At 56.8% G+C, this 17,846-nt stretch carries 22 protein-coding genes; 16 read left to right on the top strand and 6 right to left on the bottom strand.

The window, feature by feature from the left end; genetic code table 11:
* Window positions 1-15 precede the first annotated feature (15 nt).
* On the top strand, window positions 16-639 hold the full coding sequence (gene iprA, locus HCK03_RS21070) for a hydrogen peroxide resistance inhibitor IprA (RefSeq protein WP_041144245.1): 624 nt from the start codon (window positions 16-18) through the stop codon (window positions 637-639).
* Here the strand turns inward: iprA and ampH are convergent, their stop codons facing one another.
* Window positions 640-1,797, bottom strand: coding sequence for a D-alanyl-D-alanine-carboxypeptidase/endopeptidase AmpH (gene ampH, locus HCK03_RS21065; RefSeq protein WP_041144246.1), 1,158 nt, complete (start codon window positions 1,795-1,797; stop codon window positions 640-642).
* Window positions 1,798-2,018: 221 nt separating this feature from the next.
* On the opposite strand from ampH, the gene HCK03_RS21060 reads away from it, so the two are divergent.
* From HCK03_RS21060 to HCK03_RS21050, 3 genes are all read left to right on the top strand, one after another.
* Window positions 2,019-2,531 carry an isochorismatase family protein gene (locus HCK03_RS21060; RefSeq protein ID WP_167692135.1) on the top strand — a complete coding sequence of 171 codons (513 nt, stop codon included), beginning with the start codon at window positions 2,019-2,021 and terminating at the stop codon, window positions 2,529-2,531.
* 117 nt (window positions 2,532-2,648) lie between these two features.
* On the top strand, window positions 2,649-3,869 hold the full coding sequence (gene sbmA, locus HCK03_RS21055; RefSeq protein ID WP_041144248.1) for a peptide antibiotic transporter SbmA: 1,221 nt from the start codon (window positions 2,649-2,651) through the stop codon (window positions 3,867-3,869).
* An 18-nt stretch (window positions 3,870-3,887) separates the two neighbouring features.
* Window positions 3,888-4,997 (top strand): DUF1615 domain-containing protein, encoded by a 1,110-nt coding sequence (locus HCK03_RS21050; RefSeq protein WP_167692134.1) that lies wholly within the window; start codon window positions 3,888-3,890, stop codon window positions 4,995-4,997.
* On the opposite strand, the gene HCK03_RS21045 is transcribed toward HCK03_RS21050, so the two are convergent.
* Window positions 4,994-5,296 carry a DUF2755 family protein gene (locus HCK03_RS21045; RefSeq protein ID WP_041144250.1) on the bottom strand — a complete coding sequence of 101 codons (303 nt, stop codon included), beginning with the start codon at window positions 5,294-5,296 and terminating at the stop codon, window positions 4,994-4,996. The genes HCK03_RS21050 and HCK03_RS21045 overlap by 4 nt on opposite strands.
* Before the next feature lie 253 nt (window positions 5,297-5,549).
* Between HCK03_RS21045 and HCK03_RS21040 the strand changes: the two genes are divergently transcribed.
* Window positions 5,550-5,753, top strand: coding sequence for a DUF2754 family protein (locus tag HCK03_RS21040; protein WP_041144251.1), 204 nt, complete (start codon window positions 5,550-5,552; stop codon window positions 5,751-5,753).
* Between the two features lie 75 nt (window positions 5,754-5,828).
* On the opposite strand, the gene ddlA is transcribed toward HCK03_RS21040, so the two are convergent.
* The gene (gene ddlA, locus HCK03_RS21035) at window positions 5,829-6,926 is read right to left on the bottom strand and encodes a D-alanine--D-alanine ligase (protein ID WP_167692133.1); all 1,098 of its coding nucleotides are present in this window, start codon (window positions 6,924-6,926) and stop codon (window positions 5,829-5,831) included.
* A 336-nt stretch (window positions 6,927-7,262) separates the two neighbouring features.
* Between ddlA and HCK03_RS21030 the strand changes: the two genes are divergently transcribed.
* From HCK03_RS21030 to psiF, 5 genes are all read left to right on the top strand, one after another.
* Window positions 7,263-8,459, top strand: coding sequence for a multidrug efflux MFS transporter (locus HCK03_RS21030; RefSeq protein ID WP_143967650.1), 1,197 nt, complete (start codon window positions 7,263-7,265; stop codon window positions 8,457-8,459).
* Window positions 8,460-8,478: 19 nt separating this feature from the next.
* Complete coding sequence (locus HCK03_RS21025; RefSeq protein ID WP_167692132.1) at window positions 8,479-8,862, top strand: hypothetical protein; 384 nt, start codon at window positions 8,479-8,481, stop codon at window positions 8,860-8,862.
* 6 nt (window positions 8,863-8,868) lie between these two features.
* Window positions 8,869-9,129 (top strand): anti-adapter protein IraP, encoded by a 261-nt coding sequence (iraP, locus tag HCK03_RS21020; protein ID WP_041144254.1) that lies wholly within the window; start codon window positions 8,869-8,871, stop codon window positions 9,127-9,129.
* 87 nt (window positions 9,130-9,216) lie between these two features.
* Window positions 9,217-10,647: an alkaline phosphatase gene (gene phoA / locus HCK03_RS21015; protein ID WP_167692131.1), complete on the top strand. Its 1,431-nt coding sequence runs from the start codon at window positions 9,217-9,219 to the stop codon at window positions 10,645-10,647.
* 91 nt (window positions 10,648-10,738) lie between these two features.
* A complete protein-coding gene (gene psiF, locus HCK03_RS21010) occupies window positions 10,739-11,059 on the top strand; it encodes a phosphate starvation-inducible protein PsiF (protein WP_041144255.1) in 321 nt (106 codons plus the stop codon).
* A 42-nt stretch (window positions 11,060-11,101) separates the two neighbouring features.
* On the opposite strand, the gene proC is transcribed toward psiF, so the two are convergent.
* Window positions 11,102-11,911, bottom strand: a complete 810-nt coding sequence (proC, locus tag HCK03_RS21005) for a pyrroline-5-carboxylate reductase (RefSeq protein ID WP_041144256.1) — start codon at window positions 11,909-11,911, stop codon at window positions 11,102-11,104.
* A gap of 116 nt (window positions 11,912-12,027) precedes the next feature.
* Here proC and HCK03_RS21000 point away from each other — a divergent pair, with 116 nt between their 5' ends.
* Window positions 12,028-12,480, top strand: coding sequence for a YaiI/YqxD family protein (locus HCK03_RS21000; RefSeq protein WP_041144257.1), 453 nt, complete (start codon window positions 12,028-12,030; stop codon window positions 12,478-12,480).
* 1 nt (window position 12,481) lies between these two features.
* On the opposite strand, the gene HCK03_RS20995 is transcribed toward HCK03_RS21000, so the two are convergent.
* The gene (locus HCK03_RS20995) at window positions 12,482-13,183 is read right to left on the bottom strand and encodes a DUF2076 domain-containing protein (RefSeq protein ID WP_167692130.1); all 702 of its coding nucleotides are present in this window, start codon (window positions 13,181-13,183) and stop codon (window positions 12,482-12,484) included.
* Between the two features lie 335 nt (window positions 13,184-13,518).
* Here HCK03_RS20995 and aroL point away from each other — a divergent pair, with 335 nt between their 5' ends.
* From aroL to ppnP, 4 genes are all read left to right on the top strand, one after another.
* Window positions 13,519-14,049, top strand: coding sequence for a shikimate kinase AroL (gene aroL / locus HCK03_RS20990; RefSeq protein WP_115193471.1), 531 nt, complete (start codon window positions 13,519-13,521; stop codon window positions 14,047-14,049).
* Window positions 14,050-14,172: 123 nt separating this feature from the next.
* On the top strand, window positions 14,173-14,364 hold the full coding sequence (locus HCK03_RS20985) for a YaiA family protein (RefSeq protein WP_041144260.1): 192 nt from the start codon (window positions 14,173-14,175) through the stop codon (window positions 14,362-14,364).
* A gap of 340 nt (window positions 14,365-14,704) precedes the next feature.
* Window positions 14,705-15,382 carry an AroM family protein gene (locus HCK03_RS20980; RefSeq protein ID WP_123550979.1) on the top strand — a complete coding sequence of 226 codons (678 nt, stop codon included), beginning with the start codon at window positions 14,705-14,707 and terminating at the stop codon, window positions 15,380-15,382.
* A 166-nt stretch (window positions 15,383-15,548) separates the two neighbouring features.
* Window positions 15,549-15,833 (top strand): pyrimidine/purine nucleoside phosphorylase, encoded by a 285-nt coding sequence (ppnP, locus tag HCK03_RS20975; RefSeq protein ID WP_041144262.1) that lies wholly within the window; start codon window positions 15,549-15,551, stop codon window positions 15,831-15,833.
* 81 nt (window positions 15,834-15,914) lie between these two features.
* On the opposite strand, the gene rdgC is transcribed toward ppnP, so the two are convergent.
* On the bottom strand, window positions 15,915-16,826 hold the full coding sequence (rdgC, locus tag HCK03_RS20970; RefSeq protein WP_041147534.1) for a recombination-associated protein RdgC: 912 nt from the start codon (window positions 16,824-16,826) through the stop codon (window positions 15,915-15,917).
* A gap of 91 nt (window positions 16,827-16,917) precedes the next feature.
* On the opposite strand from rdgC, the gene mak reads away from it, so the two are divergent.
* Entirely contained in the window at window positions 16,918-17,823 is a 906-nt protein-coding gene (gene mak / locus HCK03_RS20965) for a fructokinase (RefSeq protein ID WP_167692129.1), read from the top strand.
* Window positions 17,824-17,846: the final 23 nt, after the last annotated feature.

Genomic DNA, 17,846 nt, shown 5'->3' with positions numbered 1-17,846 from the left:
GTCAGGAATGCATAAATGCTATCACTGAGTAAACCGCTTAATGAATTTGGTCAGCTGGATCAATGCCTGTCAAAATACGGCACGCGCTTCGATTTTTGTAGTGAAAAGCAGATTATATTTTCGAACGATATACATTGCGACCAAACGGTGGTTATTTTAGCCGGTGTAATCTCGCTGCGCCGAGGTGAAAATATCCTTGTGGGCATCGCTCAGGCCCCTTTTATTATCGGGCTGGCCGATGGGGTAATGAAAAATGAGGTGAAATATAAATTAATGACCGAGGGAGAGTGCAGCGGATACCACCTGCCTTCCTCCCTAGCGATTAAAATAATCGACCAGAATAATTTGTGGCGCGACGCATTCTGCTGGCTGGTATGGCATAACCGCATTATGGAGCTACGCGACCTGCAGCTAATCGGTAATAACTCCTATGAGCAAATTCGCGCAACGCTGCTGTCGATGATTGACTGGGACGAAGAATTACGTTTCCGTATTGGTGTTATGAATTATATTCATCAAAAAACACGTATTTCGCGCTCCGTTGTTGCCGAAGTGCTTGCTGCTCTGCGTAAGGGCGGCTATATCGAAATGGATAAAGGCAAACTGGTCAGCATCAACCATTTGCCTTCAGAATATTAATCAGGATTCGGGAACGGGCAGCGGTTTTTCGCCGCTGAGTTCGCTGACCAGGTCGTTGATGCCGTTACTCATATTGCTAAAGCGCGTCAGCGAGGAACGGGTGACCACCACGAAGGCGCCCACATTAGCCTGCGGGTTCATCGCCATGTAGGTAATAAATCCGCCGCCGCCGCCGGTCTTCTGAATAATGCCCGGATGCCCATTTTTCGGCTTCATATAAACCCAGCCAAGGCCCAGCGCATCGGCTTTCCCCGGCACGTCCATACCGATAACGCGGGTCAGCTGGCTGCGCTGATAGATCAGCGTCTGCATGCGGTCAGCCTGCTGGCCGCGGGTGTAAAAATCAGAGGAGAGGAACTGCTGCATCCAGCGCATCATATCGCCCGGCGTGGAGTAAACGCCGCCGCTGCCGATCGCCGCCAGGGTGTTGTTGCACGGGCTGGCGCCCTTCTCGGCGACCATCAGGCGGCCACACTGATCCGGCGATGGCGTAAAGGTGGTGTCCTTCATGCCCAGCGGGCGGGTAATTTGCTCTTCAAACAGCTGCGGATAAGGCTTGCCCGCGGCGTTCGACAGGGCGTCCGCCAGCAGATCAAACGCGAGGTTGGAGTAGGCGGCCTGCGAGCCGGGCGCGGCTTTTAACGACGTCGTCGACAGCCATTCCCAGCGCTGCTGGCGGGTTGGCCAGACGAAGACCGCGCGGTGCGCCGCGCCGCCGGGCTGTTCACGCGGCAGGGCGCTGGTATGCGTCGCCAGGTTAACCAGCGTAATCGGCGTGCCCTGATAGCTCGGCACCCGAGCGCCCGGCGGAGCGTATTTGCTCAGCGGATCGTTAAGCTTCACCACCCCCTGATCGAGCATTTTCACCAGCATTTCGCTGGTCATCAGCTTGCTCAGTGAGGCGATGCGGATAACGGAATCCAGCTGAGGATGTTCATTATTGCCCGGACGCGTCTCGCCAAAGCTGCGAAAAACGCGCTGGTTACCGTCGATGACGACCAGCGCCATGCCGGTGGCGCCGCTACCGTAGTAGATATGGTTGGCATAACGGTCGACAACATCGGAGGCAAATTCCGGATCGACGCTCGGTTGAGCAGCCTGGACCGATGTCCACGACGCCGCGCACAGCGCAGCAAAAATGAGCAGACTACGTTTCAACGGGGGTATCCATATGATGAAAAGAGATATAGAGCGTATTTATACTACGAAGCGGCGCACAGCGAAGCGCAATGACGACAATATTTCACGGAAAAACGTAACGGTGCGTAAAAAACGATTTTTTACGCTTTCGATACCCGCTTTACCCGGCGGGCGCGTATGATTATTGTTTGGTTAATCAGGTTGTAAGAGAGAGAGACATGGCCGCTCAACGGGTAGTAATGGTAGTAGATATGCAAAATGGCGTTTTTGCGACCCCGCGTATTGAGCGTGAGCGCTGCGTCGCACAAATTAACCGCCTGATCCGCGCGGCGGATCGCGTGATTTTTATTCAGCACGCAGAGGATGGCGGGCTGGAAGAGGGAAGCGAAGGTTTTGCGCTGCTGCCTGAGATGGAGCAGCCGGAAAATGCAATTTTTGTCACCAAAACCGCCTGCGATGCGTTTTACCAGACCCGCCTCGCGCAGGTGCTGAGCGAGCAGGACATTACGCAGTTTGTGATTTGCGGCTGCGCAACGGACTATTGCGTTGATACCACCATCAAAAACGGCGCCAGCCGCGGCTATGCCCTAACCGTCGCCGAAGATGCGCATACTACCGCTAACCGCCCGGCGGCGCAGGCGCAAACGCTGATTGCCCACTATAACGAGGTCTGGCGTACGCTGACCGTCCCCGGCAATCCTGTACGCGTGAAATCCACAGAAACAATTCTTAGCGCCTGGCAGACGAACTAAGCTGCTGATATCCGGTCTCATAATTCGGTCGCCTTTCCTTGCCGCTGCTCCTCTGCGGCGGGCATTGTCGTGGTACACAGCATAATCAGAATGATAAGAAGTTAGCAGGAGAGCATGATGTTTAAATCTTTTTTCCCCAAACCGGGGCCGTTTTTTATCTCTGCCTTTATCTGGTCGCTGCTGGCGGTGATCTTTTGGCAGGCGGGCGGCGGCGACTGGCTGCTGCGAATGGCCGGCGCATCGCAAAACGTGGCCATCAGCGCCGCGCGCTTCTGGTCGCTGAACTATTTGGTTTTTTACGCCTACTACCTGTTCTGCGTCGGCGTTTTCGCCCTGTTTTGGTTTAGCTGGTGCCCGCATCGCTGGCAGTACTGGTCGATCCTCGGCACGTCGCTGATTATCTTCGTCACCTGGTTCCTGGTGGAAGTGGGGGTGGCGATCAACGCCTGGTACGCGCCGTTCTACGATCTGATACAGGCCGCGCTGGCCACGCCGCATAAGGTCAGCATTAACCAGTTTTATCAAGAAATTGGCGTATTCCTCGGGATTGCGGTTATTGCGGTGATTATCGGCGTGATGAACAACTTTTTCGTCAGCCACTACGTCTTCCGCTGGCGTACCGCGATGAACGAACACTACATGGCGCACTGGCACCATTTACGCCATATCGAAGGCGCGGCCCAGCGTGTGCAGGAAGATACCATGCGCTTTGCCTCTACCCTTGAAGATATGGGCGTGAGCTTTATCAACGCGGTGATGACCCTGATTGCCTTTCTGCCGGTGCTGGTCACCCTGTCCGAGCACGTGCCGGACCTGCCGATTGTTGGCCACCTGCCGTATGGCCTGGTGATTGCGGCGATCGTCTGGTCGCTGATGGGCACCGGTATGCTGGCGGTGGTGGGGATCAAGCTGCCGGGGCTGGAGTTTAAAAACCAGCGCGTTGAGGCGGCCTATCGTAAGGAGCTGGTATACGGCGAAGATGACGCCGCTCGCGCGACGCCACCGACCGTTCGCGAGCTGTTCGGCGCCGTACGCCGCAACTATTTCCGCCTCTATTTCCACTACATGTACTTCAACATCGCGCGCATTCTCTATCTGCAGGTCGATAACGTTTTCGGTTTGTTCCTGCTGTTTCCGTCGATCGTTGCCGGTACGATTACGCTGGGCCTGATGACGCAGATAACCAACGTATTTGGCCAGGTGCGCGGTTCGTTCCAGTACCTGATCAGCTCCTGGACGACGCTGGTGGAGCTGATGTCCATCTACAAACGTCTGCGCAGCTTTGAGCGTGAGCTCGATGGCAAAGAGTTAAATGAAGTCACGCAAACGCTCGGTTAATTATCTCAAGGAAGGATTATGGCGGCAGCAGCCTCTACTCGTATCGTTTCGCTCTCCCTGACGCTTCTGGCGGGGATGGTTCTCAGCGCCTGTACCAGTAATCAGGGACCGGCGCTAAAAAAAGGCGAAAAGCCCGTGGACGTTGCCGCCGTAGTCCGGCAAAAAATGCCGGCCAGCGTGAAGGACCGTGATGAATGGGCGCAGGCGATAGCTAAGGCCTTCGAAAGCCAGAAGCTGGCGCCGACGGAAGAAAACGTCTGTTCGGTGCTCGCCGTGGCCCAGCAGGAGTCCAACTATCAGTCTGATCCGGTGGTGCCGGGGCTGAATAAAATCGCCTGGCAGGAGATAGACCGCCGGGCGGAGAAAATGCACATTCCGCTGTTCGTCGTGCATACCGCGCTAAAAATTCCTTCGCCGAACGGCAAAAGCTACAGTGAGCGCCTGGATAGCGTGAAAACGGAGAAGCAGCTAAGCGCCGTTTTTGACGATTTTATCGACATGGTACCGATGGGCCAGACTCTGTTTGGCTCCCTCAACCCGGTGCATACCGGCGGCCCGATGCAGGTCAGCATCGCCTTTGCCCAGCAGCACACCGACGGCTATCCGTGGAAAATGGAGGGCAGCGTGCGCAAGGAGGTCTTTAGCCTGCGCGGCGGTCTGTGGTTTGGCACCCGGCATTTGCTGAACTATCCGGCGAACTATAGCGCGCCGCTGTATCGTTTTGCTGATTTCAACGCCGGCTGGTACGCCAGCCGCAATGCCGCATTTCAACATGCGGTCAGCAAAGTCAGCGGCGTGAAGCTGGCGCTGGACGGGGATTTGATTCGCTACGACAGCGACGAGCCGGGGACCACAGAGCTGGCGGTGCGGCGCGTAGCCGGACAGCTGGCGATGAGCGATGACGATATTCACCGACAGCTGAAGAAAGGCGACAGCCTGGCGTTTAAGAAAACCGACCTCTATCAGCAGGTTTTCCGTCTTGCGGATAAGAAAGCAGGCAAGGCCGTGCCGCGGGAAATTCTCCCCGGGATCCAGCTCGAAAGCCCTAAAATTACGCGAAATCTGACAACCGCCTGGTTCGCGAAGCGGGTTGATGAGCGGCGCGCCAGCTGCATGGCGCGTCGTTAGCGATTATTGCGCCAGCGCAGGATAAGCCCGAGAAGAGCCACCAGCAGGCAGCCAATCAGAAAGGGGACCAGGCCAAATATTGTCCCCACCGCCAGACCTATTTCTATGCGCGGATGTTGGGTGTTCTGGACCTGTATTAAGTGTTCAAAAACGCCGGGTGCGTGCACCAGCATGCTCAGCATTTGCGCCCCGGCCCAGAAGCAGAACAGCACAAACAGTCCGTAGGCGATATTGCTGCTGGTCAGCGGGCTCCTTCTTTTTTTGCCAAAGAGCGTTTTTGAAAAGGCAAACTCTGCCATATAACCTCCGTACTCCACTTCTCAGCCGTTTTTACACCGGCTACACGGCGATTATTTTGGCAGCGGGGGGCGCTATCCAGTATCAGATTGCTGGTAATTTTCGGCCAGGAATATTCCTGAACTTATCGCTTTGCGAGCGCGTTAAAAGTTTGGCAAAGGGAGAGCCATCTCCCACTGTTAAATAATTCTCAACGTCGCTACAGACCGCGGATTGCGCCTGTGCGAAGATGCTTTTTTTGCCGTTGGAGTTGTCATGAAGCTCACTGATAAAATTCGCCGTGACTGGCACTATTACGCTATTGCGCTGGGGTTAATTTTTATTCTGAACGGCGTGGTGGGGCTGCTGGGGTTTGAAACTCAGGGCTGGCAATCCTATGCCGTGGGGCTGGTGACCTGGGTCATTAGCTTCTGGCTGGCGGGGTTTATTATTCGCCGTCGTCCGGCGGAGCAAGCCTAGGCATTGATAGTTTCGCGGCCACCCGGGCCGTAAAGCTGTCGCCCCGGCAAGCGCTGCGTCGCCGGGGCAATTTCATCAGTTCATTGAGGTTTTCAGCGCGCGATCGGCGGCGTGACGCTCCAGCGCCAGCTCAATCAGGCGAGTGATCAGGCTGGTATAGTCCAGTCCGCTGGCTTGCCACAGCTTGGGATACATGCTGATATTGGTAAACCCTGGCAGCGTGTTGATTTCATTGATAACAACTTCATTATCTGCCGTCAGGAACACGTCGACGCGCGCCATGCCGCTGCAGCCGAGCGTCTGATAGGCGCGAACGGCAATATCGCGAATTTTATCGTTAACTTCACCGTCAATGGCGGCCGGAACGACGACTTTCGCCCCCTGGTCGTCAATGTACTTGGTGTCGTAGGCGTAGAATTCGCTGTTGAGGACGATTTCGCCGCAGGTGCTAGCCTGAGGTTCATCGTTACCCAGTACCGCACACTCGATCTCCCGGCCCTTAATTCCTTGTTCAACCACCACCTTATGGTCAAATTCAAAGGCCAGGGCGACCGCCTGCTGATACTGCTCTTCGTTGTTCACCTTGCTCACGCCCACCGACGAGCCCTGGTTGGCCGGTTTGACAAATAGCGGCAGGCCGAGGGTCTTTTGCACTTCAGCGAAGCTAAAGCGCTGGCGGTTAGCGCGGGTCAGGGTAATAAACGGTGCGATGGACAGGCCGGCGTCACGCAGCAGGCGCTTGGTGACGTCCTTATCCATGCAGGCGGCGGAGCCGAGCACGTCAGAGCCGACGAAGGGCAGGTTAGCCATCCGCAGCATGCCCTGCAGCGAGCCGTCTTCTCCCAGGGTGCCGTGGACAATCGGGAAAATGACGTCGATGGCGGCCAGCGGTTGACCGCTGTCGGCATTAATCAGCTGCCGGGATTGGCGACCGGGAATTTGCGCCAGCGTGACATCGGAGGGACGCAGCGCAATATGGGCAGGATCCTGCGGGTTCAGCAGATAGTTACCGGCATCGTTAATGTGCCAGAGACCCTGTTTATCAATCCCCAGCAGAACGACGTCGAAACGCGATTTATCAATTGCTTCCACGATGTTCTTCGCCGACTGCAGCGACACTTCATGTTCTGCCGACTTGCCGCCAAAAACGATCCCAACCCTCATCTTAGCCATTTCAACTTCCATCCTGATTACATCAAAGCACATAACATAGCATGTGCGATGACGGCATGGCTGCCAGAATCTGTGCGGCAGATGGCAGGGGGTTAAAAGCTGTTCAACCGCCGCTGCGGATAAGCAGGCGAGGGCGGGAGCCGATACGCGGCGGCGCCGCGACGTCAGCACAACGCCCTAAGGCTCAGGCGATTAGTTCTGATAATATTTTATAAATCGGGATATGGAATGATAAAACACTAAACTCATCGCGAGCGCATCTCTGGTAATACGCCGGCGGAGGGAACTTGCTAAGCTAGATAATAATTCACAAAAAACTAATGAATACGCGTAGTTATGGAATCCTGGAAGGTTAATCTCATCTCTGTCTGGTTCGGCTGCTTTTTTACCGGCCTGGCAATCAGCCAAATTCTGCCGTTCTTGCCGCTCTATGTTTCTCAGCTGGGCGTCACCTCTCACGAGGCGCTGTCGATGTGGTCGGGCCTGACGTTTAGCGTCACCTTCCTGGTATCGGCCATCGTTTCGCCGATGTGGGGCAGCCTCGCGGATCGCAAAGGGCGCAAGCTGATGCTGCTGCGCGCCTCCCTGGGAATGGCGATTGCCATCCTGCTTCAGGCCTTTGCGACCAACGTCTGGCAGCTGTTTATCCTGCGCGCGGTGATGGGGCTGACTTCCGGCTATATTCCTAATGCGATGGCGCTGGTGGCCTCTCAGGTACCGCGAGAACGCAGCGGCTGGGCGCTCAGTACGCTATCGACGGCGCAGATTAGCGGCGTCATCGGCGGGCCGCTGCTGGGCGGTTTCCTCGCCGACCACGTTGGCCTGCGAATGGTGTTTATCATCACCGCCATTTTGCTGACGGTGAGCTTCCTGGTGACGCTGTTCTTGATTAAAGAGGGCGTGCGCCCGCAGGTCAGTAAGGCGGATCGCCTAAGCGGGAGGGAGGTATTTGCTACGCTGCCCTATCCCGGCCTGGTCATTAGCCTGTTCTTCACTACCCTGGTGATTCAGCTTTGTAACGGTTCAATCGGGCCGATTCTGGCGCTGTTTATCAAATCGATGGCCCCGGAGAGCAATAATATTGCCTTCCTCGCCGGCATGATTGCCGCCGTGCCGGGCGTTTCGGCGCTGATCTCGGCCCCGCGTTTAGGCAAGCTTGGAGATCGGATTGGCACCTCGCGGATCCTGCTGGCGACGCTGTGCTGCGCGGTGGTGATGTTCTTTGCGATGTCGTTCGTGACCACGCCGCTGCAGCTGGGCGTGCTGCGCTTCATGCTGGGCTTTGCCGACGGCGCGATGCTGCCGGCGGTGCAAACGCTGCTGCTCAAATACTGCAGCGATAGCGTGACCGGACGCATCTTCGGCTACAATCAGTCGTTTATGTATCTGGGGAACGTCGTCGGGCCGCTGATTGGCGCCTCGGTATCGGCAATGGCCGGCTTCCGCTGGGTGTTTATCGCCACGGCGATTATCGTGCTGATTAACCTTTGGCAGCTGGCGGTTATGCTGCGGCGCAGCCGGGCATCTGCCTGACTGCCGCCAGGCGGTATGTGTGCATAGCGCCTTATTAACTTCTCGCGGCGATGCTTTCATTACTCTTTGTTATGACACCAGTCCATCAGCGCCGCACACCACGGCATGGTGCTGGGGTCTAAAGCCGCGTATCAGGCTGCTCACCAATTCTATTATGGTGATGCATTTTGCTTATTACGGAAATACGACGGCTATACCATTTTATTATTTACTATTAAAAATGGTTATAGAACTCTCTTTGGTCGTTATTTATGGTGGTTGCTTTTGCTGCCTGTTTTTTAATCGTGAAAACGTTTCGCTTATTATCCGTGATAATCCGCAGACATTTTTAGAAAATAAATCTGGTATCCGACGACGAATCTATGACATAAAGAACAAATTACTGACCTCGCCTAAAGGATAAAGCGTTGTGAAGAATCTCATTGCCGAGCTACTGGTAAACCTGGCACAAAAGGAAGAGGAAACAAAGGAACTGACGGTGCAGGTTGAGGCGCTGGAAGTGGTGGTCACGGCGCTGCTAAGGCATATGGAGCAGGACGCTCAGCAGGCGTTAATTAACGATATTGAACAGGCTATCGAGCAGGCCAGCCCCGGTCCGCTGGTTGACGAGCGCGATGCCCAGCGGTTGCAGCAATATATAAAAAAGCTGTTGCGGCATCCTCGTAGCTAGCGCCTGTGACAAGGTATGGATGCTGTCATTTTACTGTCACATCGCTTTTATAAAGTCTCCCTCGTTTTGTTTTTTAAGTATTTTTACATGGAGACGACAAAAGTGAAATTAAGCGCCCTCTTTATTGCCCTACTGCCTCTGCTGGCTTCCCCGGTTATTCATGCTGATACCCCGTCCGCCCCGGCGCTCGATAATCGTGCCGCCCAGGGAGATATCACCGCTGCCGGCGGCGCTCGTCGTTTAAGCGGCGACCAAACTGCCGCGTTACAGGCCTCATTAATCAACAAGCCAGCCAAAAATATTATTTTGCTGATTGGTGACGGAATGGGGGATTCAGAAATTACCGCCGCACGCAATTATGCCGAAGGCGCGGGCGGTTTCTTCAAAGGTATTGATGCGCTGCCGTTGACCGGTCAGTACACCCATTATTCTCTGGATAAGAAAACCGGCAAGCCGGATTATGTGACCGATTCCGCCGCGTCCGCGACGGCGTGGACCACCGGCGTCAAAAGCTATAACGGCGCGCTGGGCGTCGATATCCACGAGAAAGATCACCAGACCATCCTTGAGCTGGCGAAAGCCGCCGGCTTTGCTACCGGCAACGTCTCAACCGCCGAACTGCAGGACGCCACGCCCGCCGCTCTGGTGGCACACGTGACCTCACGTAAGTGCTATGGCCCCAGCGTCACCAGCGAAAAATGTCCGGGCAACGCGCTGGAAAAAGGCGGCAAGGGATCGATTTCCGAGCAGCTGCTGAACGCCCGCGCCGACGTGACGCTTGGCGGCGGAGCAAAAACTTTCGCTGAAACCGCCACCGCCGGTGAATGGCAGGGCAAAACGCTGCATGACCAGGCGGTCGCCCGCGGCTACCAGATTGTCACCGACGCCGCTTCGCTGGCCGCAGTCGGCGAAGCCAACCAGGGCAAACCGCTGCTGGGGCTGTTTTCTGACGGTAATATGCCGGTACGCTGGGAAGGGCCTAAAGCCTCCCTGCACGGCAATATCGACAAGCCGGCGGTAACCTGCACGCCGAACGCGAAGCGCGACGCCTCGGTGCCAACGCTGGCGCAGATGACGGATAAAGCCATCAGCCTGCTGAGCAGCAACGAGAAGGGATTCTTCCTGCAGGTTGAAGGTGCCTCCATCGACAAACAGGATCACGCGGCGAACCCGTGCGGCCAGATTGGCGAGACCGTCGATCTTGACGAAGCGGTGCAGAAAGCGCTGGAGTTCGCCAAAAAAGATGGCAATACCCTGGTGGTGGTGACCGCCGACCACGCGCACTCCAGCCAGATCATCCCCGCTGATTCTAAAGCGCCGGGCCTGACGCAGGCGCTGACCACCAAAGACGGTGCGGTGATGGTGATGAGCTACGGTAACTCCGAGGGCGAGTCGATGGAGCATACCGGGACGCAGCTGCGTATCGCCGCCTACGGCCCGCATGCCGGAAACGTCGTCGGCCTAACCGATCAGACCGATCTGTTCTATACCATGAAAGATGCTCTGGGCCTGAAATAAGCCCGTGCCGGCGGCGAATTTCAGCCGCCGGCTGGTTTTTTTCCCGTCAGCGACCAGACTTACAGGGATTGACTCACAGAAGGATGGTGCGATGAAAATAACATTACTGGTTGCCCTGCTGTTTGGCCTGGTCTTTGCCACTGCGGTCAGCGCCGCGGAAAAAACGCCGACACCCCAGCAGCAAAAAATGACGGTCTGTAACAAAGACGCGTCGGCGAAAGCGCTGAAAGGGGATGAGCGTAAGGCGTTTATGAGCAGCTGTCTGAAGAAAGATGCGCCGGCTCCGGAGAACAAAGGGTTAACGCCTCAGCAGCAAAAAATGGGCGAGTGTAACGGTCAGGCGACCCAGCAGTCGCTGAAAGGGGACGATCGTAAGAAATTTATGAGCGCCTGCCTGAAAAAACAGGGGTAGTGGAAACGGGTGAGGCCCGGCCTCACCCGATCATACCCGGCTTCAGGAGCGGCTAAGCTTCTCTGATTTTTCCATGCATTTCGCTATCGCTTCGATCACCGCTGAACGGAAACCTTTCTCTTCCAGCACCCGAACCGCCTCGATGGTGGTTCCACCCGGCGAGCACACCATATCCTTCAGCGCGCCCGGATGCTCTGCGCTTTCCAGCACCATTTTCGCCGAGCCCATCACCGCCTGCGCGGCAAACTTATAGGCCTGAGCCCGCGGCATGCCGCCGAGCACGGCGGCGTCAGCCATCGCTTCAATAAACATAAACACGTAGGCCGGCGCCGAGCCGCTGACGCCGACCACCGGATGGATCATCGCCTCAGAGATAATCTCAGCCTGCCCAAAGCAGCGGAAAATAGTCAGAATTTCAGCGGTTTCTTCGCTGGTGACCAGCGCGTTTGGCGTGACGGAAGTCATACCCGCGTTGACCAGAGAGGGGGTGTTAGGCATGGCGCGGACGATCTTGCGATCGTGCCCCAGCGCGCGTGCGAGCTGATCGAGGGTGACGCCCGCCGCGATGGAGACCACCAGAGAATCTTTATTCAGGCTGGAGGCCACGTCGCTCAGCACTTTAACCATGATCCCCGGCTTCACCGCGCCGAACACAATATCTGCGACCTGGGCAACGTCCTGGGCGCTCTGCGCCGCGTTGATACCGTACTGGTCGTGTAGGGCCGCCACTTTATCCGGCGACGGGGTGTAGACCCAAATTTGCCCCGGCTGTACCTGCCCGCTGGCGATCAGGCCGCCGAGAATGGCCTTACCCATATTGCCGCAGCCGATAAAGCCAATTTTCTTCTCCATCACCCTTCTCCTGTGCTTATTTTGTCGTGAGTTATCTAGCTTATCACTCCGGAGCTTTCCCGGGGGACAAAAGCAGGTGACAATAATAGCCCCCTTTTTCGTCCACAGGAGCTGGAATGGCTATTTGGGTTGATGCGGACGCCTGTCCAAACGTGATTAAAGAGATTTTGTTTCGTGCCGCCGAGCGCACGCAAACGCCGATGACGCTGGTGGCAAACCAGGCGCTGCGGGTGCCGCCGTCGCGCGTCATTCGTACCCTGCGCGTACCGCAGGGCTTTGATGTTGCCGATAACGAAATTGTTCGCCTGTGCGAGCCGGGCGATCTGGTGATTACCGCCGATATTCCTCTGGCCGCCGAAGTGCTGGCCAAAGGCGGCGCGGCGCTCAATCCGCGCGGGGAGCGCTACAGCGAGGCCACCATTCGCGAGCGCCTGACCATGCGTGATTTTATGGAAACGATGCGGGCCAGCGGCGTGCAAACCGGCGGCCCGGATACCCTATCGCAGCGCGACCGTCAGCAGTTTGCCGCCGCGCTGGAGAAGTGGCTTACAGAAACGAAAGGTCGGTAGCCTAAACCCAGCTATCGTCGTCGCTGCCGATGTCGTCATCGCCGAAACCGGCGTCGAAGTCGGAGCTGTAGGTGCTGTTATCCGCAAGGAACTGACCGTCGTCCTGGCGGAAGGGATCGTCCGATGCGCTGCTGTCTGCCGTCTGCGCGAGGTCAGCCTGCGGCTTCTCTTCGATGATATTGACGATCTCCTGCGGGTGCGATCCGCTGAACATATTGGTCAGCATATTGCCGAGCACCACCCCGCCCGCCACGCCCGCTGCGGTCTGGAGCGCACCGGCCATAAAGCCGCCGCCGCGAGCCGCCTGAGGAGCGTAGTTCTGCTGCTGCATTTGCGGGGCATACTGCGGCTGCGCGCCGGCCTGCGGCCGAGCGTACTGCTCCGCGCCCGGAATAGGGTCAGAACCGCGCGACTGCGACTGACCGCCGCCAAACAGGCCGGAGAGAAACCCGCCGCTGCTCGGTTTCGCCGCCTGCAGCTGCGTCACCTGGCCTTCCAGCGCCTGGATACGATCGTTGAGCTGCTTAATCGCCGCTTCCTGAATCAGGATCGTTTGCGCCATGTAGTAGGGGGCGGCTGGCTGCTCTTTGATGTGCTGCGCAATCCGCTCCTCGGCGTCGGCATCGCGCGATGCGCTCTGTGTTCCGGCCTCTTTTAGTCGGGAAAACAGCCCATCGATAAGGCGTTGTTCTTCAGATTGCATGATACATTCCTCTGTCACACTGATAAATTACGGTCAGAGTGCGTCTGGACCACCCATGTTGTAAATATGTTGCAGCGTAAAGCTTTGCATAAATGTGTTACCGTTTACGCCAGCCAGCGGCTAAAAAATAATCCCTGAGTCGAGGTAAATCTGGCGCAACATTTAATGCAATGATAAGTTTACATGCAAAATCCCTTTGCTCTCTATGATGAAAGGGAATGCCTGATAATTTGTAACGTTTATTTTACGGTTATCGTGACGCCGCTTTGCAGGTATCATTGCGCACTTTTCGTATTCATTTTCCCGCAAAATGCGGAACCAGAGGGTCTTCGGTAATGACACAGCCAATCTATCTCATCGGTCCACGCGGCTGCGGTAAAACGACGATCGGCCACGCGCTGGCGCGGGCGCGTAATTACCAGTTTACCGATACCGATCATGCCCTGCAGGCGCTTGAGCAGCGTACGGTCGCGACGATCGTCGAGCAGGAGGGCTGGGATCGCTTTCGTGAGCTGGAATCGCAGGCGCTAAAAGCGGTCACCCGCCCGGAAACGGTTATTGCGACCGGCGGCGGCATTGTGCTCATCGAAGAGAACCGTCAGTTTATGCGTGAGAACGGCGTGGTTTTCTATCTCCAGGCCTCGGTATCTGCGCTGATTGACCGCCTTGAAGCCTATCCGAAAACCGAACAGCGTCCGACGCTGACCGGCAAACCGATCCGCGATGAGGTTGGCGAAGTGCTGGCCCAAAGAGAGGTGCTGTACCGGGCGACCGCGCACCATATTATCGATGCGACCGCCGAGCCGGATGAGGTGGTCGGACAGATCGTGGCGACGCTGCAGAGCGCCTGTACGGTCGATAATTAACCCTTCAGGGTGGCGAAAGAGTCGCCTGCTGGCGGGTAACGGAGCGAGTTCGGACTTTACCTGGGGCAAACGGAGCGCGGCTATCTATACTTTATGGCTCGTACGGTAAAAGAGGGAAGAGCCATGCCAGACCGACCGCCATATCCGCGCAAAGCGCGCGTCGTCGCCGTTGAGAAAGGTCAGAAGGGCCAGACTGAAACCTGGTATCAACTCCGCGCCGATTATCCCACCCCCGATTCACTGATTAGCGAACATCCAGTCGAGAGCGAAGCGCTGGATGCCAAACGGCGCTATGAGGATCCTGAGAAATCGTAGCCCATCTTCTGCGCCGCAGCCTGTCAGCGCCATCGCTGGCAGGTATTTTTGCCCCCGCTGAACACGTCTCTCGCCGCTGATTTACGCGCCTGCGCGGCGCGCTGTTTTTCTCAGCCAAAGAGTCAAACCGGACACCTGTCACATTTTTAATTCATCACGCGTACTAATGAATATCTAAGGTGCGGATTTTTCAGGAGTGTTCCTGAATCATCTGGAATCTTTACACTCTACTGGAGCGCTAAGCTGCTACGCTTCTGGACGGTTGATTTTTAGCCACCAGGGGGGCGGATATTATGCGGTAAGCCTGTGCTGAAGGCGTGGAAGTGAAAAGGTAGATGATATGAGTACAACAATGGCCATTTTAACCGTTGGCGTGGTGCCGGTGGCGGAGGTTCTGCCGCTGTTAACCGAACATATCAGGGAAGAGCAGATCACGCATGTTAGCCTGCTAGGTAAAATGACGCGCGAAGAGGTGATGGAAGATTATGCCGTTGACCCCGACGACGAGCGCCTGCTTACCTTGCTCAATGACAACCGGATGGCCGAGGTCTCGCGGTGGAAGATTGAACGTGATTTAAAACATCTTATCGCGCTGCTCGATCGGCAGGAGTATGACGTCATTCTGCTGTTGAGCTCCGACATGCTGAGCGGTTTTACGGCGCGCAACGCTATTCTGCTGGAGCCGCAGCGCATTATCCCGCCGCTGGTGGCGTCGATCGTCGACGGTCATCAGGTGGGGGTTATCGTTCCCGTTGAGGACGTTCTGCCGCTGCAGCAGCAAAAGTGGCTCTCGCTCAACAGCGCGCCGTACTACGCGCTGGCGAACCCGGTTAGCGGCAGCGACAGCGATTTGCTGGCGGCCGGAAGGGCGCTGCTGGAGCAGGGCGCCGACGTGCTGGTGCTGGACTGTCTCGGCTACCATCAGCATCATCGGGACGTGCTGCAAAAAGCGCTGGACGTGCCGGTTCTGCTCTCCAATGTGCTGGTTTCACGGCTGGCGGCAGAGCTTTTAGTTTAAGCCGATCGGCGCCGGCGCGTATTCCGGGGCGCCCGGCCTACGGGCAAACGCGGGCGCTGCGGCTATCCTGCGTCACAGGACTGGCATCAGGCGTTAATTTTACGTGACAGAAACGAGGAGCGCCCCCTATATTGAGGTTTCAACAAAAGATCATAAGGGCTTGTTTATGCTTCAAAGTAATGAATACTTCGATGGAAAAGTGAAATCGATTGGTTTCACCAGCAGCAGTACGGGCCGCGCGAGCGTGGGCGTGATGGCGGAAGGGGAATATACCTTTGGAACCGCACAGCCGGAAGAGATGACCGTAGTCAGCGGTGCGCTGAACGTTCTGCTGCCTGGGGAAACCGAGTGGAAAGTCTATACCGCCGGTGAAGTATTCAACGTTCCTGGCAGCAGCGAGTTCCACCTGCAGGTTGCTGAGCCAACGTCCTATCTGTGCCGCTATCTGTAATACTGATTTTGTCATCCTGCCGCCGTGCGGCAGGATGACGATCCGCGTCATCGAGTGATTCTGCGGATGTCATTCAGCTGATTAGCGCTGGGCTTCTCCGCCCAGGGCTTCCACCAGATTCTGAATCAGCGCGGCCAGTTCGCCGGTCATCAGAATAAAATCGGCGTCAAAGCGCAGGGCAAAATCTTCCCGATCGATATCTTCATTCTGATCGCGCAGTTCGTCACAGAACTTCAGGCGCTTGATGGAGCCATCGTCACACATCAGGAACTGAATACGCTGCTGCCAGTCGAGGGCCAGCTTGGTGACGACCTTCCCGGCCTCAATGTGCACGGCGATTTCGTCGCTGACCAGATCCTGCTTCTTCGCGCGGATCACGCCGCCGTCTTCCAGCATAGCCTTCAGCTCGGCTTCATCCAGCAGCTGGAAGCCTTGCGCCACGGTGCCTGAGCGCACCCATTCGGTGAGCGTCAGCTCGATCGGGTTTTCCAGCGCCAGCGGGACAACCGGCAGCGAGCCTAAGGTTTTGCGCAGCAGAGCCAGCGTATCTTCCGCTTTTTTGGCGCTGGCGCAGTCCACCATGATCAGACCGTTGACGGTATCGATCCACATCATGGTCTGGCTAAAGCGGCTGAAAGCGCGCGGCAGCAGCGAGTGCAGCACTTCGTCTTTCAGCGAATCTTTTTCGGTTTTCTTCAGCTTGCGGCCCTGCTCGGCTTCCAGCTTGAAGATCTTCGCTTCCAGCGCCTGTTTGATCACCGGAGACGGCAGGATCTTCTCTTCTTTGCGCGCGCAGATAACGATCTGGCCGTTTGTCGTGTGCGTCAGCGCATCGCTGTGCGAACCCATCGGCGATACCCAACCGGTTTTCGCCATATCCTGGCTACCACAAGGCGTAAACGTCAGCTCGGCCAGCTGTTTTTCCATCTCCTCGGCGCGCAGTGAAATGTCGCGGCTGAGACGGTAAACCATTAAATTTTTGAACCACAGCATGATAATTTCCACGGCTTTGTCGTTAAATCCAGCGGGCATGATAGCGAATTGTCGCTATGCTTGCATTGTTAATCGGGGAGAGGAGCATACAGTGCGTATTGGTATTGATTTAGGCGGCACGAAAACGGAAGTCATTGCCCTGAGTGATAAGGGAGAGCAGCTGTTTCGCCACCGTTTGCCGACTCCGCGGGACGATTATCCGCAAACGATAGAGAATATTGCCGCCCTGGTCGATATGGCAGAGCAGGCGACCGGAGAGCGCGGCAGCGTTGGGATGGGGATCCCCGGCTCGATTTCGCCGTACACCGGCGTAGTGAAAAATGCTAACTCCACCTGGCTCAACGGCCAGCCGTTCGATAAAGACCTGAGCCAGCGGCTGAATCGCGAAGTGCGGCTGGCGAACGATGCCAACTGCCTGGCGGTATCGGAAGCGGTGGATGGCGCCGCGGCGGGCGCTCAGACCGTATTTGCGGTCATTATCGGCACCGGCTGCGGCGCCGGCGTGGCGTTTAACGGTCGTTCGCATATTGGCGGCAACGGCGCCGCCGGCGAGTGGGGGCATAACCCGCTGCCGTGGATGGATGAGGACGAGCTGCGCTATCGCGCGGAGGTCCCGTGCTACTGCGCAAAGCAGGGGTGTATTGAAACCTTTATCTCCGGCACCGGCTTTGCCACCGACTATCGGCGTCTGGGCGGTCAGCCGTTAAAGGGCAGCGAGATCGTGCAGCGGGTTGGCGAGCAGGACCCGCTGGCGGAGCTGGCGCTGAGCCGCTACGAGATGCGGCTGGCAAAGTCGCTGGCCCACGTGATTAATATCCTCGACCCGGACGTTATCGTGCTCGGCGGCGGAATGAGCAACGTCGAACGCCTGTACCAGACGGTGCCCGCGCTGGTGAAAGGGTGGGTGTTTGGCGGCGAGTGTGAAACGCCGATCCGTAAAGCGCTGCACGGTGACTCCAGCGGCGTGCGCGGCGCGGCCTGGCTGTGGCCGCTGTAGGCGGCTGAGGAGAGGCTCCCGAC

The organism is Klebsiella terrigena (assembly GCF_012029655.1).
Classification (GTDB): Bacteria; Pseudomonadota; Gammaproteobacteria; order Enterobacterales; family Enterobacteriaceae; genus Klebsiella; species Klebsiella terrigena.
This window is presented reverse-complemented; position numbering and strand designations above follow the sequence as displayed.

What these genes read in the sequence shown, in the direction of transcription:
- iprA (WP_041144245.1), top strand. Translation starts at nt 16, where the DNA reads ATGCTATCACTGAGTAAACCGCTTAATGAATTTGGTCAGCTGGATCAA.
- HCK03_RS21060 (WP_167692135.1), top strand. Translation starts at nt 2,019, where the DNA reads ATGGTAGTAGATATGCAAAATGGCGTTTTTGCGACCCCGCGTATTGAG.
- sbmA (WP_041144248.1), top strand. Translation starts at nt 2,649, where the DNA reads ATGTTTAAATCTTTTTTCCCCAAACCGGGGCCGTTTTTTATCTCTGCC.
- HCK03_RS21050 (WP_167692134.1), top strand. Translation starts at nt 3,888, where the DNA reads ATGGCGGCAGCAGCCTCTACTCGTATCGTTTCGCTCTCCCTGACGCTT.
- HCK03_RS21045 (WP_041144250.1), bottom strand. Translation starts at nt 5,296, where the DNA reads ATGGCAGAGTTTGCCTTTTCAAAAACGCTCTTTGGCAAAAAAAGAAGG.
- HCK03_RS21040 (WP_041144251.1), top strand. Translation starts at nt 5,550, where the DNA reads ATGAAGCTCACTGATAAAATTCGCCGTGACTGGCACTATTACGCTATT.
- ddlA (WP_167692133.1), bottom strand. Translation starts at nt 6,926, where the DNA reads ATGGCTAAGATGAGGGTTGGGATCGTTTTTGGCGGCAAGTCGGCAGAA.
- HCK03_RS21030 (WP_143967650.1), top strand. Translation starts at nt 7,263, where the DNA reads ATGGAATCCTGGAAGGTTAATCTCATCTCTGTCTGGTTCGGCTGCTTT.
- phoA (WP_167692131.1), top strand. Translation starts at nt 9,217, where the DNA reads ATGGAGACGACAAAAGTGAAATTAAGCGCCCTCTTTATTGCCCTACTG.
- psiF (WP_041144255.1), top strand. Translation starts at nt 10,739, where the DNA reads ATGAAAATAACATTACTGGTTGCCCTGCTGTTTGGCCTGGTCTTTGCC.
- proC (WP_041144256.1), bottom strand. Translation starts at nt 11,911, where the DNA reads ATGGAGAAGAAAATTGGCTTTATCGGCTGCGGCAATATGGGTAAGGCC.
- HCK03_RS21000 (WP_041144257.1), top strand. Translation starts at nt 12,028, where the DNA reads ATGGCTATTTGGGTTGATGCGGACGCCTGTCCAAACGTGATTAAAGAG.
- HCK03_RS20995 (WP_167692130.1), bottom strand. Translation starts at nt 13,183, where the DNA reads ATGCAATCTGAAGAACAACGCCTTATCGATGGGCTGTTTTCCCGACTA.
- aroL (WP_115193471.1), top strand. Translation starts at nt 13,519, where the DNA reads ATGACACAGCCAATCTATCTCATCGGTCCACGCGGCTGCGGTAAAACG.
- HCK03_RS20985 (WP_041144260.1), top strand. Translation starts at nt 14,173, where the DNA reads ATGCCAGACCGACCGCCATATCCGCGCAAAGCGCGCGTCGTCGCCGTT.
- HCK03_RS20980 (WP_123550979.1), top strand. Translation starts at nt 14,705, where the DNA reads ATGAGTACAACAATGGCCATTTTAACCGTTGGCGTGGTGCCGGTGGCG.
- ppnP (WP_041144262.1), top strand. Translation starts at nt 15,549, where the DNA reads ATGCTTCAAAGTAATGAATACTTCGATGGAAAAGTGAAATCGATTGGT.
- rdgC (WP_041147534.1), bottom strand. Translation starts at nt 16,826, where the DNA reads ATGCTGTGGTTCAAAAATTTAATGGTTTACCGTCTCAGCCGCGACATT.